Genomic DNA, 15,355 nt, shown 5'->3' with positions numbered 1-15,355 from the left:
GACCGGGCACCGGCGACGGTGCCGCGAACGCTCGCGGCGAGGCGCGGTCCGCCGGACCTGCCGCCCGTTCCGACGCGACGGGCCCAGAGCCGACGAGCTTGAACGCGACCAGCCCGAACCCGACCAGCCCGAACCCGACGAGCCGAACGAGCCCGGCGCCTGGGGAACACAAGGAGCCGTCCGCGACCTCCGCCGACGGCGCGGCCCCTGCGCCCCCGGCAACTTCAACGACCCCTGCCACCCCGGAGCGCACGGTGAGTCCGGCGCTGCGGGAGGACGAGCCGGACGCCCGGGCGGAACGGACGGTGCACCGCCCGTCCACGGGGCGCGAGGCGTTCCGGCAGGCGTTGGCCGACCAGGCGCGTCGCGCCCGGGAACGCGGCACCGGTCCGGGGAGCGACGGCCGCCCAGGCGCCTCCCGAGGCGACGACGGCGACGACTCGGCCGGCGTCAGTCGTGACGACGAAGACATCGAAGACCTCTCCACCGTCGGCCAACCGGTCATCGCCGACGTCCTCGGCGGCGTCGTGATCCAGGAGATCGACACCTGATCAACCCCGCATTCCCGGCCGAAGGCTGCCCTTTCAGTCGAGGGCTAGGGCTGTAGCACGAGCCCTCGACCGAAAGGGCAGCCTTCGGCCGAGGGGGAGGGACGGGGAGGGACGGGAGGGGAGGGGTGCGACACTCCCGAGGAGTGGTCGGGGCTGGTCGCAACGCCGCGCTCGCGGAGCGAGCCCGCTAGTGTTCGGCCCGTGCAACAAGCGGCGATCGGCGAGATGCCCCCCTTCTACGAGGTGTCCCGGCAGACCGTCGGCAAAGTGTTGCGGGTGGTGTTGCGTCCCACGATCACGGGGCTCGACCACATCCCGCGCACGGGACCGGCGATCCTGGCGAGCAACCACCTCTCGTTCTTCGACAGCATCGTCATACCGCTGGCGTCGCCGCGGCACGTCGCGTTTCTGGCCAAGCAGGAGTACTTCACGGGCACGGGGGTGCGTGGCGCCATCAACCGGGCGTTCTTCACCTCCGTCGGCGCGATCGGCGTCGACCGCGACGACCCGCGCGCCGGTCAGCGCTCCCTCGACCTGCAGCTGGAGGTGCTCCGCGGAGGCGGTGCCGTCGGCATCTACCCCGAGGGCACCCGCTCCCGCGACGGCCGGCTCTACCGCGGCCGCACCGGCGTCGCGCACCTCGTGCTGAAGTCGGGGGCGCCGGTGGTGCCGGTGGGCATCGCGGGCACCGAGAACATCCAGCCCGTCGGCAGCCGCTACATGCGCCCGGCAAAGGTGTCGATCCGGTTCGGCGAGCCGCTGGACCTCAAGGAGCGCTACCGCGGCGTGCCCCTGGGCCGCGCCCGCCGCAAGATCACCGACGACATCATGACCGCCATCCAGGGCATCACCGGTCAGGAGCCGGCCGGCATCTACAACGAGCGCCCGGTCGCGCACTGACCGCCGGGGCGTCCCGCCCCGAACCCGGTCAGTCGCCGAGATGTAGGTCGCGCCAGGCGCGGCGGGTCGCGAGGCCGCCGAGGAGCGCCGCAGCGACCGGCAACGCCAGCATCGCTGCCGGGATGCCCGTGCCCGGCGTGGCCCACAGCACCGGCACGGCCCAAGGCAGGTAGGCCCCGAGCCCGAAGCCCGCGGAGACGTTGGTGACGACGACGAGGCCGAGCGTGGCGGCGATCCCGGCGAGGTAGCCGCGCCAGCGGGTGGCCACCCACATGACTGGCAACGCGCCCGCTCCCAGGAGAACGGCCGTGAGCCACACGACGGCCGCGCAGGCGGGCGCCCCGTCCAGGGGCAGCCCGAGCGCCAGGCCCCCGAGTGCCAGAACCGCGGCCTCGGCGAGCGCGAGCAGACCCACCCATGCCAGAGCGACGGCCATCTTCGCGTCCGCGATCGTCGCCAGCCGCGGCGGGATGGCGAACAGAGCGACGACGGTGCCGTCGGTGAACTCCCGGCCGACGACCCAGGCCATGACGACACCGGCGGCCAGCAGCATGGTGACGCCGACCGACATCGCCGCCAGTCCCGTGTACCCGGCCCACCCGGAGGCGGTGAGGAGGGCCGCCGATTTACGGCCCAGCGCGGTCTCCCCGGCCGACCCGGCGGCCGCGAATCCGCCGATCGTCGTCACGGCGACCAGCGCGAGACCGGCCACCGTCGCGATCCTGGTCACCGGCGAGCGAACGAGCTTGCGCACCTCGACGCCCAGCGCCGCCGAGGCGGGCGTCATCGACCGGGCGAGCGGACCTCGGCTCGCCCGGTGGCGCCGACCGGCCCGGCTGCTCATGGCCGCCCCGCGGTCGCGCGGTCGGCGGCGAGGATCGTGGCGAAGAAGGTGCGTTCGAGGTCTCGGCCGTCGGGCGTGAGGCTGTCGACGACCCGGCCGCGGTGCAGCACGTCGACCCGGTCGGCGACGCGCGCGAGCTCGTCGAAGTGGTGGCTCGTCACCAGCACGGCCCCGCCGCTGGCGGTGGCCTCGCCCAGCAGGTTGCGGAAGGCCACGACGGCCAGGGGGTCGAGCCCGTTCGTCGGCTCGTCGAGCACGGCGAGCGCGGGCCCGTGGGCGAGCGCGCCGACGAGGCCCACCTTCTGGCGGGTGCCCAGCGACAGCCGGCGCACCGGGGTGTCGAGCCAGCGGCCCAGGTCGAGGTCTCGAGCCATCCGCATCGCGACCGGGCGCCACCGATCCATCTCGACGCCGCGCAGGCGGGCGCCGCACTCGAGGTTCTCGCGGGCCGTCAGCTCGGGATAGCAGGCGGGGGTCTCGACGAGGTGACCGACCCGGCTCCACAGTGCCCGGGGCGCGCGGGCGAGGTCGTGCCCGAGCAGGCGGGCGCGACCGGTGCCCGGCGGGAGCATGCCGAGGGAGACCCGCAGAGCCGTCGTCTTGCCGGCGCCGTTGAGCCCCACCAGAGCTCGGCACTCGCCGGGGGTGACCCTCAGATCGAGCCCGGTGAGCACCGGCCTGCCGCGCAACACGACGCCGATGCCGGTGAGCTCCAGGGCCGCGCTCATGACCCCTCCCCGAGGAGGCTGAGGAGCCCATCGCGCAGACTCGCCGCCGGATCGGTGCCCGCACCCTCGGCGGCCCACGCCAGCAGGATCGCGCTCGCGGCCCCCATCGTCGCGGCCGCCGCCGCCCGAGCGGCCAACGGCCCCGGCCCCGGTGTTGCCCCGTCCGCTGAACCCCCGCCAGCACCCCCGCCAGTCGCCCCGCCGAGGCTCACGTCGAGAGCTGCTGCGATGGCCTCCTCGGTCGCGAGTGAGGCGGCCGACACGGCCCCCCGCAGCGACGGGGTCGAGGCGGCGAGCTGCACCCGCTCGCGGAACTCGTCCGACGTCAATTCGGCGCGAGCCCCCTCGTCATCGAGGGCGGCGACCAGACCCTGCACGGCGCGGCGCAGGGGCGCCCACTCCCGCGGCTGGGCGGCGACCGCCGCCGCGATGACGGGATCGAACAGGTCGGCGACGACGACCGACTCCTTGCTGGGGAAGTGCCGGAAGAACGTCATGTGCGAGACGTTCGCGGCGCGCGCGACCTGCGCGACGGTCACGGCGTCGTAGCCCCGCTGGGAGAACATCGCGAGCGCGGTCCGCCGCAGCGCCTCGCGGGTGTCGTGAGCACCTGGCATAACGCTATGTTAGTCACTAACTGTTAGTCGGTAAACCGAACGCGAGTGCTGTCGCCGCCGGGCGGTCGGGGATCTGCGCGCCCGGGCTGCGGCCCGCCTGCGCATCGACCACGTAGGCTGGCACACGTGTATGAAGGCGCGGTGCAAGACCTCATCGACGAACTGGGCATGCTGCCCGGCATCGGTCCCAAGAGCGCCCAGCGCATCGCCTTCCACCTCCTGCAGGCCGACGAGGCGGACGTGAAGCGGCTCGTCGACGCGCTCGTGGAGGTCAAGTCGAAGGTGCGATTCTGCGAGACGTGCGGCAACGTCGCGGAGTCGGAGCAGTGCCGCATCTGCGCCGACCCCCGTCGCGACGCCACGGTGATCTGTGTCGTCGAGGAGCCCAAAGACGTCGTCGCCATCGAACGCACCCGCGAATTCCGCGGCCGCTACCACGTGCTCGGCGGCGCGATCAGCCCGATGGACGGCGTCGGGCCGGACGACCTGTCGATCGCCCAGCTGTTCTCCCGCCTCGCGGACGCCTCGGTCTCCGAGGTCATCATCGCGACCGACCCCAATCTCGAGGGGGAGGCGACGGCCACCTACCTCGTGCGCGCGCTGAGCACCCTCGGGGTGCGGATCTCGCGCCTGGCCTCCGGCCTGCCGGTCGGCGGTGACCTGGAATACGCCGACGAAATCACCCTCGGCCGAGCCTTCGAAGGCAGGAGGTTGCTCAATGCCTGACTCACCCGACGCTCCCGATGCTCCTGACGCTCCTGGACTGCCCGGCATGCCCACGGAGACGGAGATGATCGACAGCGATCTCGCGCTGCTCGCCGACGAGACGGCCGGTGAGGCGCGCGCGTTCCTCACGCTCGTGCGGCAGGTCGCCGCGGGCGAGTCGCCCGACATCGCGATCCCCATGCTGCTGCTCGCGGTCTCGCAGGTGCTCGTCACCGGCGCCCGGCTCGGCGCGATCACCGACGTCGTGCCGGCCCAGCGCTTCGAGCCCGACCTCGGCAGCGACGAAGACGTCGAAGACCTGCGCAACGGCCTCGCCGCGCTGCTGACCGGCCTCGACGAGTACGTCGAGGTCGTCGACCCGCTGACGACGGGCCAGGTCAGCGGCGGCCAGATCTCCGGAGACATCGCCGACATCGCGGCCGCCCTCATGCACGGCCTGCGCCACCACACCGACGGCCAGATCAGCGAGGCCCTGTGGTGGTGGCAGTTCAGCTACCTGTCGTCCTGGGGCGCCCGGGCCGCGAGCGCGCTGCGGGTGCTTCAGTCGGTGATCTCGCACATCCGGCTGGACGCCGACGAGGACGTCGTCGCCGAGGCCCAGTTCGACGCCCTGCACGGAGCCTGACCGGTCGCCGACCCGCGGCCGCTCAACTGATCGATCCGAAACCACTCGTGCACCGGATCGTTCGTCGGCGTTTCGCGATTCGAGAGCCCGAAGGGCCGCATGGCGACCGGACTAGACTTCACGCGGAGTCTGTCCCCGGATCGATGCGGAGTGTTCTGTGAGCCTGGTCGTGCAGAAGTTCGGCGGTTCCTCGGTCGCCGATGCCGAGAGCGTCAAGCGCGTGGCTCGCCGCATCGTCGAGACCCGGCGGGCCGGCAACGAGGTGTGCGTCGTCGTCTCCGCCATGGGCGACACGACCGACGACCTGCTCGACCTCGCGCAGCAGGTGAGCCCGCTGCCTCCGGCGCGCGAACTCGACATGCTGCTGACCGCCGGGGAGCGCATCTCGATGGCGGTGCTGGCGATGGCGATCAACGCGCTCGGGCACACCGCGCAGTCGTTCACCGGCTCCCAGGCCGGGGTCATCACCGACGAGGTGCACGGCAAGGCCCGCATCATCGACGTCACCCCCGGGCGCATCCGCAGCGCGCTGGACGCCGGGCACATCGCGATCGTCGCAGGGTTCCAGGGCGTGAGCCAGACGACGAAGGACGTGACGACGCTCGGCCGCGGCGGCTCGGACACGACCGCCGTCGCGCTCGCGGCCGCCCTCGACGCCGACGTCTGCGAGATCTACACCGACGTCGACGGCGTGTTCACCGCCGACCCGCGGATCGTGCCGACCGCGCGGCACCTCGACCGCGTCTCCACCGAGGAGATGCTCGAGCTGGCCGCCAACGGCGCGAAGATCCTCATGCTGCGGTGCGTGGAATACGCCCGCCGCTACAACATCCCCATCCACGTGCGTTCGTCGTTCTCCCACAAGAACGGCACGCTGATCACCGACAAGCCAGCAGCAGAAGGAGAAGCCGTGGAGGCGCCCATCATCGCCGGAGTCGCCCACGACCGCAGCGAGGCCAAGGTCACCGTCGTCGGCGTGCCGGACAGCCCCGGCAAGGCCGCGCACATCTTCCGGGTCGTCACGGAGGCCGAGGCCAACATCGACATGATCGTGCAGAACGTCTCGGCCGTGGAGACGGGTCGCACCGACATCTCCTTCACGCTGCCGAAAACGGACGGGCAGCGGGTCGTGCAGGCGCTCGACCGGGAGCGCGAGGCGATCGGCTTCGAGTCGCTGCGCTACGACGACCACATCGGCAAGCTCTCGCTCGTGGGCGCCGGCATGCGCTCCAACCCGGGCGTCAGCGCGACGTTCTTCCGGGCCCTGTCGGACGCGAACGTCAACATCGAGATGATCTCGACCTCCGAGATCCGCATCTCGGTCGTGACCCGCGACGACACCCTCGACGAGGCGGTGCGCGCCGTGCACACCGCCTTCGGCCTCGACTCCAGTGACGGGGAGGCGATCGTCTACGGAGGCACCGGCCGATGATGACCGAGCACAGCAAGCCCACGTTGGCGGTGGTGGGGGCCACCGGCGCCGTGGGCTCTGTGTTGCTGTCGGTGCTGTCCGAACGACGCGACGTCTGGGGTGAGATCCGGCTCATCGCGTCGGCGGGGTCGGCCGGGCAGGTGCGCCAGGTGCGCGGTGAGGATGTCGTGGTGCGCGAGCTCACCGGCTCCGCGTTCGACGGCGTCGACGTCGCGTTCTTCGCGGTGCCGTCGGACGTCGCGTCCCACTGGGCGCCGATCGCGACGCACCGCGGGGTCGTGGTCGTCGACTGCTCCCCGGTCTTTCGCACCCAACACGACGTGCCGCTGGTCGTCGCGGAGCAGAACCCCGCGCAGGTGCGCAACCGCCCGCGAGGCATCATCGCGAGCCCGAACTGCACGACGCTGACGATGATGGACGCGCTGTTCCCGCTGCACTCCCAGTGGGAGCTCAGCGAGCTCGTGGTGGCCTCCTACCAGGCCGCCTCCGGAGCCGGTCAGGCCGGCGCGCAGCGGCTGTACGCCGAGGTCGACGCCCTGGCGCACACGCCGGGGGTGGGCACCCACACCGGCGGCGTCCGGAGGCGGGTCGCCTCGCTGCTCCCCGACGACTCCCCGTTCCCGGCGGCGTTGGCGTTCAACGTCGTTCCCTGGGTCGGTGACCTCGGGCACGGCGGCTGGAGCACCGAGGAGGAGTCGGTGCGTGAGGAGACCCGCAAGCTGCTCGGCAGCCCGCACCTACCGGTGTCGGCGACGTGCGTGCGGGTGCCGGTCGTCAACGGGCACTCCCTCGCCGTGCACGCGACGTTCCACAAGCGGGTCAGCGTGGGGCAGGCGCGGCGGGCCCTCGTCGAGGCGCCGAGCGTCGTCGTGCTCGACGACCCAGGCAGCGGCGAATGGCCCACTCCCACCGATGTCGTCGGCTCCGACCCGACGTTCGTCGGCCGGATGCGCCAGGCGCCGGGGGCTCACCACACGCTCGACCTGTTCATCTGCGGCGACAATCTGCGCCAGGGCGGGGCGCTCAACCTCGCCCAGATCGGCGAACTCGTCTGCGCCGACCTCACCGCCGGCCGGTGAGCTCCGGCGCTCGGGGAGGTGAGGCGCAGCTCGACCCCGGCCGAAGGCTGCCCTTTCGGTCGAGGGCTAGGGATATAGCGGGAGCCCTCGACCGAAAGGGCAGCCTTCGGTCAAGTCAGGCGGCGCAGCGGCCCGAGCGGTCGGCGCGCTTGCCCGTCTCGGCGGCCCAGCTGCGGCCTGGGTCATCGACGGGCGCGACCTCGAGCCGGCGGCCGTCGACGAGCGCGTCGATGGCGTTGCGCTGCGCCTCGCTGAACTTGGAGGTCACCACGGCAGCTCCCCGATGAGCAGGACCGTGGGGCTGGCAGCGACCTCGGTCAGGAAGCCAGTGCGCTTCCGGGCCTCCGTCGGGCTCAGGATGGTCGGGTTGACTGGCCTCCCGATCTGCTCCTGCACGGTGTCGCACGCGTCATGGACGGCGTCGACATCGGGTGCGCCGACGACCATGAGATCGACGTCCTGCGGCGGCGGCCCGGGAATACCGGTCATGCGCGCGGCGAAGGATCCGTAGATGAACGCTGCGGTGATCCCTTCGACCGGCCGCAGCGCTTCGGTGAGCAGCACCTTCGGGCCCGCGCTGACCAGGAGGATCTGTCGCAGCGGCTCCACGAGGGGACTGTCTGGGTTGGCGCGCACGAGCCGGGAGCGCCCCACCTGACGCTCGCGCAGGATGCCCGCATCGAGCAGCCGCTCGCCCTCGCGATGAACCGTCGCGTAGGCCAAGTCGACGCGCGTCGCGAGGTCGGAGAGGCTGAGCTCGTCCCCGGTGAGCAGGAGCTCGGCGAGAAGGCGCGCCTGACCGTCCGACCGGAAGATCGGGGCGAGGAGGGGCGCCTCAGTTCTCATATAACGGAGAATATCCTCCAATCAAGCGATAACCAACCGTCGGGCCGTCAGGAGGATCCCGGGAAGACCAGCAGCCGATCTCGGTCGTACTCGTCCTGCTTCCGCCGGGCGCACGGTCGAAGCCACGTCCTGGAAACCACGAAAGGCCCGTGCCGGAGGTCGGCACGGGCCCGCGAACTGCGGAAGAAATGGTCGGGGTGACAGGATTTGAACCTGCGGCCTCTTCGTCCCGAACGAAGCGCGCTACCAAGCTGCGCCACACCCCGTGGCAACGCGCCGCACCCCGGAAAGCAGACCTCGTCGGGATCGGCGCCTCAGCCACCTTAGCCGACAACCCCCGTCGGCACGTAATCGGCCCAGGAACGCTGCCAGATCGGCTCAGGGCCCGGCTGACGCCCCGGCTCAGGCTCGGCTCAGGCCCGGATCAGGGCCCGACTCAGCCTCGGCGCGCGTCGCTCGGCACGAGCGTCAGCAGGCTCGCCTCGGGGCGGCAGGCGAACCGGAACGGCGCGTACGGGGAGGTGCCCAGGCCCGCGGAGACGTGCATCCACGCGGCGCGCGGCGGCGCCCCCGACGAGGGGAGACCGTTCGCTCCCGGCCACCACCGTGAGACCCCCTTGACGCGGCCGGTGTCGAGGTCGCAGTTGGTGACGAGCGCCCGGTAGAACGGCACCGCGAGCTGCCCGCCGTGGGTGTGTCCGGCGATGAGCAACTCGGCGCCATCGCGGGTCATCGCGTCGAGCACTCGCGTGTACGGCGCGTGGGTGATCCCGACCGTCAGGTCGGCGGCCGGGTCGGCGGCCGGGTCGGCGGCCGGGTCGGCGGCCCCGGAGACCGAGTCGTAGTCGTCGTAGTTCAGGTGCGGGTCGTCGACGCCGACGAGCCCCAGTCGCATCCCCTTGACCGACAGCGCCCCGCGGGCGTTGCTCAGGTCGCGCCAGCCGTGCTCGGCCAGCCCCTCGACGAGCTCGCCGGTGGGCAGTCGCGGCGTGCGCGGCCGGACCCGCTTCTTCACGAGATAGTCGACCGGGTTGCGCCGCCCCGGCGCGAAGTAGTCGTTCGAGCCGAGCACGAACGCCCCGGGCAGGTCGAGGTAGGGCTCCAGCGCGTGCAGCAGCGGCTCGATCGAGTTCGGGTTCGCGATGTTGTCACCGGTGTTGACGACCATGTCCGGCTCGAGCCGGGCCAGGTCGCGCACCCAGCGCACCTTGCGGCGCTGCGCCGGCATGAGGTGCAGGTCGGACAGGTGCAGCACCCGGATCGGGTCGGCCCCCACCGGGAGCACCGGCAGCTCGAACGCCCGCAGCGTGAACGCGTTGCGCTCGACGAGCCCGGCGTAGGCCAGCGCTCCCGCGCCCGCCGCCGCCACCCCAGCTCCGGCCCGCCACAGCGAAGGCATCAGTTGCCGTTGTTGTTGACGGCCGTCGCGGTGCCCGTCGGGCTCGCCGAGCCCGACGAGAGGCCACCCGACAGCGTCAGCGTGACGGTCTCGCCCCGCAGCGCCCTGTCTCCGCCCTCGGGTGAGGAGGCAGCCACCTGGCCCCGCTGGGCCCGGTTCGAGGTGATCGTCTGGTCGGAGACCGAGACGTCGAAGCCGGCCTGCTCGAGGCGCCGCGTCGCCTGGTTGCGGCTCAGGCCGACGACATCGGGCACCTGCACCGCGTCTTTCGCGCTCGTCTCGACGACGCTGAAGCGCTGCCGCGGCAGCCCCTGGCTCGTCTGCGCCATGATCCGCGACCACAGCGGCCCCGCGATCGTCGCGCCGTACACGCCGCGCATCGGGCGCGGCCGGTCGGGGGTGCCGACCCACACGGCGGCGGCGCGCTGGGGGGTGTACCCGGCGAACCACGTCTGCTTGCTGTTGTCGGAGGTGCCGGTCTTGCCCGCCGCCTGCCGGCCGTCCGGCAGCCCGATCGCCTTGCCGGTGCCCTCGCTGAGCACCGTCTGCAGGATGCGCGTGGTGCGGTAGGCGATCTGCGGGTTGACGACCTGGGTGCACTTGCCGTCGGAGACGGCGAACTTCTTGCCGTCGAAGGCCGTGATGTCGGTGACCGGCACCGGCTCACAGTACTTGCCGCCCGCGGCGAGCGTCGCGTAAGCGCTGGCGACGGTCAGCGGCGAGGCGTTGTCGGCGCCGAGGATCACCGCGGCCATGCCGGACTCGCCGTACTCGCCGTTGGTGGCGGTGCGCAGCCCCATCTTCTTCATCGTCGCCCGCTCCTTGCAGACGCCGACCATCGACGCCAGCTGCACGAACGCGGTGTTGACCGACAGCGCGGTGGCATGCTGCAGGGTCATCCGACCGTGCTCGTTGCTCTCCGCGTTGAACGGAGCGAAGCTCGTGCCGCGGTACCCGCAGTTGTTGCCGCCCAGGCGCGTGGCCGAGTAACGCGTGCCGTCGGGCGGCGCGTTGACCGAGGAGTTGGCGCTCATGCCCTCCTCGAGGGCGGTGACGACACCGAACATCTTCGCGGTCGAACCGATCTGGAAGCCGCCCGAGCCGCCGTAGCGGTGGTCGACGGTCCAGTTGACCGAGGTCTGCCCGAACTTCTTGCTCGCCGCCGACGTGTAGGTGGTGTTCTGCGCCAACGCGATGACGTGCCCGGTGCCGGGCTCCACGACCGCCGCCGCGGTGCCGCGGTGCTGGCGGTTGCCCACCGGAAGCCGCGCCTCGAGGCTCTTCTTGACCGCGGCGTTGAGCTTGACGTCGTAGGTCGTCTTGATCTTCAGCCCGCCCCGGTAGACGCGCTTCTCGCGCTCGGCCGGGGTGTCGCCCAGCGACGGCTGCTCCATGAGCCACGCCTTGACGAAGTCGCAGAAGTACGGATCTTTCGACGCCGGGCAGGACGCCTCGCGCTTGGTGGGGTTGAGCGTGATCGGCACGCGCTGCGCCTCGCGCATGCGCTGCGTCGAGATGTGTTTGGTGTCGCGCATGCGCTCCAGCACGGCGTTGCGACGCTCCAACGCGCGCTCCGGGTACTGGAACGGGTCGGTGGCGCCGGGGCGTTGGGCCATGCCGGCGATCAGCGCCGCCTGCGGCAGCGTGAGCTTCTCGGCCGAGACACCGAAGTAACGGTTGGCCGCGGCCTCGACGCCGTACGCGCCCGCGCCGTAATACACGAGGTTGAGGTAGCCCTCGAGGATCTGCTTCTTCGACAGCTTCTCCTCCAGCGCCAGCGCGTACTTGGCCTCCTGAAGCTTGCGCACGACGCCGGGGATGCCGCCGCGGGCCTGAGCGGCGGCGGCCGCGTCTTCGTTGTCGTCCTTGAGCGCGGAGTAGATGCGGGTCTGCTTGACGAACTGCTGGGTGATCGTCGAGGCACCCTGGGTGTTGCCCTGCGCGGTCTGGAAGACGGCCCGGGCGATGCCGCGGGTGTCGATGCCGCCGTGCTGGTAGAAGCGGTCGTCCTCGATGGCGATCTGCGCGTCCTGCATGACCTTCGAGATCTTCTCCAGCGGCACGACCGCGCGGTTCTCCTCGTACAACGTGGCGATGACGCTGCCGTCGGACGCGAGGATCTGCGACTGCTGCGCCATCGGGGAGGCGGTGAACTCCGCGGGCAGCGCGTCGAACGTGCCGACCGCCTCCTTGGTGGCCAGGCCGCCCAGCCCGACCACCGGCACGAAGATGCCCGCACCGAGGAGGCCGGCGACCATCGACAGGGCGACGAAGGCGCCGAGGAGGCTGAACGCCTGGCGCACGCCGGTGTCGGAGGCGGACCCCCCGCCCGAACCCGACCCCGATGCCGACGCGGCGCCGGAGTTTGCCGGGGCGGCCCGCCCCGGCCGGTTGCCCGGCGTCGCAGACGAGCTCATGGCAGGACCCGAGGGGTCTCCAGGAGTGGGGGTCATGGCGCCAGGGTAAACCGCACAACCGACAAGCACGGGCGGGAAACGGGCGCGGGGGGATACAAGCGTGTCACGATGCCGCCGGTCGTGCGGCACCGACCGGCCGCGCCGGCGAACGCCCCGGCGCGCGTCTTGAGCGGGCTCGGGGGTTGCTCGAGGGTGCTCGAACGCCCCCACCGAAGCGGTGGCGATGCGGAAACCTTACAGCCCGCCGGGGCTGCTGCCGATGCGAAGAATCGAGCAGTCGCAGGGCCCCTTGTACTCCGTCTGAGACGTCGAGTCAAGGACTTCCGCCCTCGCCGTGGGTCCCTCGGTGTGACAGGATGCAGTAATAGGGGCATTGGCCAATTGGGCTTCGGAAAGTTATGTTTGCCCAACCACTTGCCATCCGCACCTGGAGGCGTTCTCAACGAGAATCGCGGTCGTTACAAGGGGTAATCAATGACGATCTCATCAGCGCCGATGCGGCGTCATCCCAGGCTGATCGAAGACTGGGCACCGCTCGCCGCGTGCAGCAAGAGTGAGCCCGACGCACTGTTCGTGCAGGGGGCCGCTCAGCAGCAGGCCAAGCAAATCTGCCTGCGATGTCCCGTGGTCGCGGAGTGTCTGGCAGACGCGTTGGACAACCGCACCGAATTCGGGGTCTGGGGCGGAATGACCGAACGGGAGCGTCGCGCGATGCTGCGTCGACACCCGGCCGTCCCCTCCTGGCGGGCCCTCTTCGAGCGCGGCCTCGCCGACGAACAGTCCGCGTGAGCTAGCGGCGAGCTAGCCGCTAGCTAGCCGTGCGGTCCGGTCGGACGGGTCAGCCCGCCTGACCGGCCGGCCCGGCTCCCACCGACGTCCCGGCGAGGGCGGCACCGATGTCGCGCAAGCCCTCGAGGTCGTGCACGTCGACCGCGGCGAGCGGCACGTGCACCATCGCCACACCGGGGTGCCGGTCCGCGAACCGCCGCGCCGACTCCTCGTGCCGCACCGCCGTGCGGGCCGTCTCCGCCTGCAGCGACAGCATCCCGGGCAGCAGGCCCGTGGCGCTCGTCTCGTCGAACTGCCCGTCGCCCGGCTCGGCCAGCAGCCGTTCGGCCACCCGCTCGGCCTCCGTCGCGTCGAGGTCCGGAGCCAGCGTGCGCACCATCCGGTTGACGACGACCCCGGCCAACGGCATCGAGTCGGCCTGCAGCCGCTCCACGAAGTACCCGGCCTCGCGCAGCGCGTCGCGTTCGGGGGAGGCCACGACGACGAAGGCCGTGCCCGGCTGCTGCAGTAGCGCATAGGTCTGGTCGGCGCGCTCGCGGAACCCGCCGAACATCGTGTCGAGCGCCGCGACCAGCGTCTGCACGTCGTCGAGCAGCTGCGTGCCGAGCACCTTCGACAGCGCGCCGCGGGCCACCCCCATGCCCTTCGACACGACCTTGAGGTACGCCCGGCTGCCGACCTTCGCGGGCGCGAGCAGCAAACGGATGAACCGGCCGTCGAGAAAGCTCCCGAGCCGCTCGGGGGCGTCGAGGAAGTCGAGGGCCGAGCGCGACGGGGGCGTGTCGACGACGATGAGGTCCCAGCGCGGGCGGCCGTCGCGGCCGCGCTGCGCATGCAGCTGCCCGAGCTTCTCCATCGCCATGTACTCCTGCGTGCCCGCGAACGAGCTCGACAGCGCGACATAGAAGGGGTTGGCGAGGATCTGCTCCGCCTTCTCCGGGGTGGCGTGCGCCTGCACGACCTCGTCGAAGGTGCGCTTCATGTCGAGCATCATCGCGTCGAGGCTGCCGAAACCCGCCTGCTCCTCGGCGCCCAGCCCGGCGACGGCCCGCGGCGTGTTGTCGAGCTCGTCGAGCCCGAGCGACTGGGCGAGCCGGCGGGCCGGGTCGATCGTCATCACCGCGACGCGGCGGCCTCGCTCGGCGGCGCGCAACGCCAGGGCCGCGGCGCTCGTCGTCTTGCCGACGCCGCCGGAGCCGCAGCACACGATGACGCGCGTGCCCGGGTCGTCGAGGAGCCCGTCGATGTGCAACACGGGCCCGGAGGCCGTGCTCGGACGCGGGCGGTTCGCGGCGTTCATCCCCATACCCCCTGGTCTGCCAGGCTCTGAGCCAGCTCGCGCACGCTGCTGGCTCCGGTCGGATCGAGCACGTGCGGCAACACGTGCACCGGTGCCGCGAGGTCGTCGAGCGCGGCGAGCTGCGTGTCTTCCACCGCGATCCGCTCGACGTGCTCGCGCGCCTGAGTGAGTAGCCCCGCCCCGGTAGCCGATTCGGCGGCGCGACCGGTCAGGCCGGCGCCCGCCAGGGCCCGCGCGACCGCCTCCCCGTCGAGGGAGCCGGTGTCGTCGGTGCCGTCGGTGCCATCACCGGGGTTCGCGCCGAGCGCGGCGGACTGCTCCGGGGTGAAGAACGCCGAGCGGGCCTGATTGACGACGACCGCCCCGACTCCGAACCCGTGCGAGCGCAGCTCGGCGACCGCGTCGACCGTCTCCTGCACCGGCATCTCCTCCAGCAGCGTCACGACGTGCACCTTGGTCGACGGCGCCTTGAGCACGCGGGTGATCGACGCGGCCTGGTTGCGGATCGGCCCGACCTTGGCCAGGTGGGCCACCTCCTCGTTGACGTTGAGGAACGGCAGCACCCGACCGGTCGGCGGCGCGTCGAGCACGACCGCGTCGTAACGTCGCTCGCCCGTCTCCCGGGTCACCGCCTCGTACACCTTGCCGATCGAGAGCACGTCGCGCACGCCCGGTGCGATCGTCGTCGCGAAGTCGATGGCGCCGAGGCGTTCGAGCATGCCGCCCGCGGAACCCAGGTGGTAGAAGATCGACAGGTACTCGATGAGCGCGGCCTTCGCCTCGACCGACAGGCCCCAGACCTCTCCGCCCCCGGAGACCCGCACGACGCGCTCCTCCTTGGGGCCCAGCGGCGGCACGTCGAGCGCCTGCGAGATGCCCTGCCGGCCCTCGACCTCGCACAGCAGCACCCGCCGGCCCAGGCTGGCCAGCGTCAGCGCCAGCGCGGCGGACACCGTCGTCTTACCGGCTCCGCCCTTGCCGGTGACGATGTGCAACCGCACCTGTGACCAGTCGGGTAGGTCCGCCACCGCTTCCTGAGACATACCGGTGAGTCTAGGAGCGTGTGGCAACCGAGGGGACCGGAGGTCGCAGGCCCGCGATG

16 protein-coding genes and 1 tRNA gene are annotated in these 15,355 nt (G+C 71.8%); 7 read left to right on the top strand and 10 right to left on the bottom strand.

Features of this window, described 5'->3' with window-relative positions; genetic code table 11:
• Positions 1-254 precede the first annotated feature (254 nt).
• Together PINTE_RS04385 and PINTE_RS04380 are read left to right on the top strand one after the other, a co-directional pair.
• Positions 255-551: a hypothetical protein gene (locus tag PINTE_RS04385; protein WP_068426814.1), complete on the top strand. Its 297-nt coding sequence runs from the start codon at positions 255-257 to the stop codon at positions 549-551.
• A gap of 201 nt (positions 552-752) precedes the next feature.
• Entirely contained in the window at positions 753-1,451 is a 699-nt protein-coding gene (locus tag PINTE_RS04380) for a lysophospholipid acyltransferase family protein (protein WP_084343221.1), read from the top strand.
• A 28-nt stretch (positions 1,452-1,479) separates the two neighbouring features.
• On the opposite strand, the gene PINTE_RS04375 is transcribed toward PINTE_RS04380, so the two are convergent.
• Genes PINTE_RS04375 through PINTE_RS04365 form a run of 3 tightly spaced genes read right to left on the bottom strand, consistent with a single transcriptional unit; the run spans position 1,480 to position 3,640 of the window.
• Positions 1,480-2,238, bottom strand: a complete 759-nt coding sequence (locus PINTE_RS04375; RefSeq protein WP_068426865.1) for an ABC transporter permease — start codon at positions 2,236-2,238, stop codon at positions 1,480-1,482.
• A gap of 53 nt (positions 2,239-2,291) precedes the next feature.
• Positions 2,292-3,023, bottom strand: coding sequence for an ABC transporter ATP-binding protein (locus tag PINTE_RS04370; protein WP_068426811.1), 732 nt, complete (start codon positions 3,021-3,023; stop codon positions 2,292-2,294).
• A complete protein-coding gene (locus PINTE_RS04365; protein ID WP_068426808.1) occupies positions 3,020-3,640 on the bottom strand; it encodes a TetR/AcrR family transcriptional regulator in 621 nt (206 codons plus the stop codon). The genes PINTE_RS04370 and PINTE_RS04365 overlap by 4 nt, the downstream gene beginning before the upstream one ends.
• A gap of 126 nt (positions 3,641-3,766) precedes the next feature.
• Here PINTE_RS04365 and recR point away from each other — a divergent pair, with 126 nt between their 5' ends.
• The 4 genes from recR to PINTE_RS04345 all read left to right on the top strand — a co-directional run bounded on the left by recR (position 3,767) and on the right by PINTE_RS04345 (position 7,502).
• Positions 3,767-4,366 carry a recombination mediator RecR gene (gene recR / locus PINTE_RS04360; protein ID WP_068426805.1) on the top strand — a complete coding sequence of 200 codons (600 nt, stop codon included), beginning with the start codon at positions 3,767-3,769 and terminating at the stop codon, positions 4,364-4,366.
• Between the two features lie 46 nt (positions 4,367-4,412).
• Positions 4,413-4,991: a DUF5063 domain-containing protein gene (locus PINTE_RS04355; protein WP_068426803.1), complete on the top strand. Its 579-nt coding sequence runs from the start codon at positions 4,413-4,415 to the stop codon at positions 4,989-4,991.
• 157 nt (positions 4,992-5,148) lie between these two features.
• On the top strand, positions 5,149-6,423 hold the full coding sequence (locus tag PINTE_RS04350) for an aspartate kinase (RefSeq protein WP_068426801.1): 1,275 nt from the start codon (positions 5,149-5,151) through the stop codon (positions 6,421-6,423).
• Positions 6,420-7,502 (top strand): aspartate-semialdehyde dehydrogenase, encoded by a 1,083-nt coding sequence (locus PINTE_RS04345; protein WP_306304842.1) that lies wholly within the window; start codon positions 6,420-6,422, stop codon positions 7,500-7,502. Before PINTE_RS04350 ends, PINTE_RS04345 begins: the two co-directional genes overlap by 4 nt.
• A 115-nt stretch (positions 7,503-7,617) precedes the next feature.
• Here PINTE_RS04345 and PINTE_RS22535 read toward each other — a convergent pair whose 3' ends face one another.
• The 5 genes from PINTE_RS22535 to PINTE_RS04325 all read right to left on the bottom strand — a co-directional run bounded on the left by PINTE_RS22535 (position 7,618) and on the right by PINTE_RS04325 (position 12,164).
• The gene (locus PINTE_RS22535; protein WP_157087077.1) at positions 7,618-7,773 is read right to left on the bottom strand and encodes a hypothetical protein; all 156 of its coding nucleotides are present in this window, start codon (positions 7,771-7,773) and stop codon (positions 7,618-7,620) included.
• Positions 7,767-8,348, bottom strand: coding sequence for a winged helix-turn-helix domain-containing protein (locus PINTE_RS04340; protein WP_068426797.1), 582 nt, complete (start codon positions 8,346-8,348; stop codon positions 7,767-7,769). Before PINTE_RS04340 ends, PINTE_RS22535 begins: the two co-directional genes overlap by 7 nt.
• 189 nt (positions 8,349-8,537) lie before the next feature.
• Positions 8,538-8,614 (bottom strand) — tRNA-Pro (locus PINTE_RS04335).
• Positions 8,615-8,784: 170 nt separating this feature from the next.
• Positions 8,785-9,747, bottom strand: coding sequence for a metallophosphoesterase (locus tag PINTE_RS04330; protein WP_068426796.1), 963 nt, complete (start codon positions 9,745-9,747; stop codon positions 8,785-8,787).
• Positions 9,747-12,164 carry a penicillin-binding protein gene (locus PINTE_RS04325; protein WP_084343219.1) on the bottom strand — a complete coding sequence of 806 codons (2,418 nt, stop codon included), beginning with the start codon at positions 12,162-12,164 and terminating at the stop codon, positions 9,747-9,749. The genes PINTE_RS04330 and PINTE_RS04325 overlap by 1 nt, the downstream gene beginning before the upstream one ends.
• 495 nt (positions 12,165-12,659) lie before the next feature.
• Between PINTE_RS04325 and PINTE_RS04320 the strand changes: the two genes are divergently transcribed.
• The gene (locus tag PINTE_RS04320) at positions 12,660-12,953 is read left to right on the top strand and encodes a WhiB family transcriptional regulator (RefSeq protein WP_084343218.1); all 294 of its coding nucleotides are present in this window, start codon (positions 12,660-12,662) and stop codon (positions 12,951-12,953) included.
• A 49-nt stretch (positions 12,954-13,002) separates the two neighbouring features.
• Here PINTE_RS04320 and bagB read toward each other — a convergent pair whose 3' ends face one another.
• Positions 13,003-14,253, bottom strand: a complete 1,251-nt coding sequence (gene bagB, locus PINTE_RS04315) for an ArsA family ATPase (protein WP_068426859.1) — start codon at positions 14,251-14,253, stop codon at positions 13,003-13,005.
• Positions 14,250-15,296 (bottom strand): ATPase BagA, encoded by a 1,047-nt coding sequence (gene bagA / locus PINTE_RS04310; protein ID WP_068426791.1) that lies wholly within the window; start codon positions 15,294-15,296, stop codon positions 14,250-14,252. Before bagA ends, bagB begins: the two co-directional genes overlap by 4 nt.
• Positions 15,297-15,355: the final 59 nt, after the last annotated feature.

The organism is Piscicoccus intestinalis NBRC 104926, from assembly GCF_001515525.1.
In the GTDB taxonomy this organism is placed as follows: Bacteria; Actinomycetota; Actinomycetes; order Actinomycetales; family Dermatophilaceae; genus Kineosphaera; species Kineosphaera intestinalis.
This window is presented reverse-complemented; position numbering and strand designations above follow the sequence as displayed.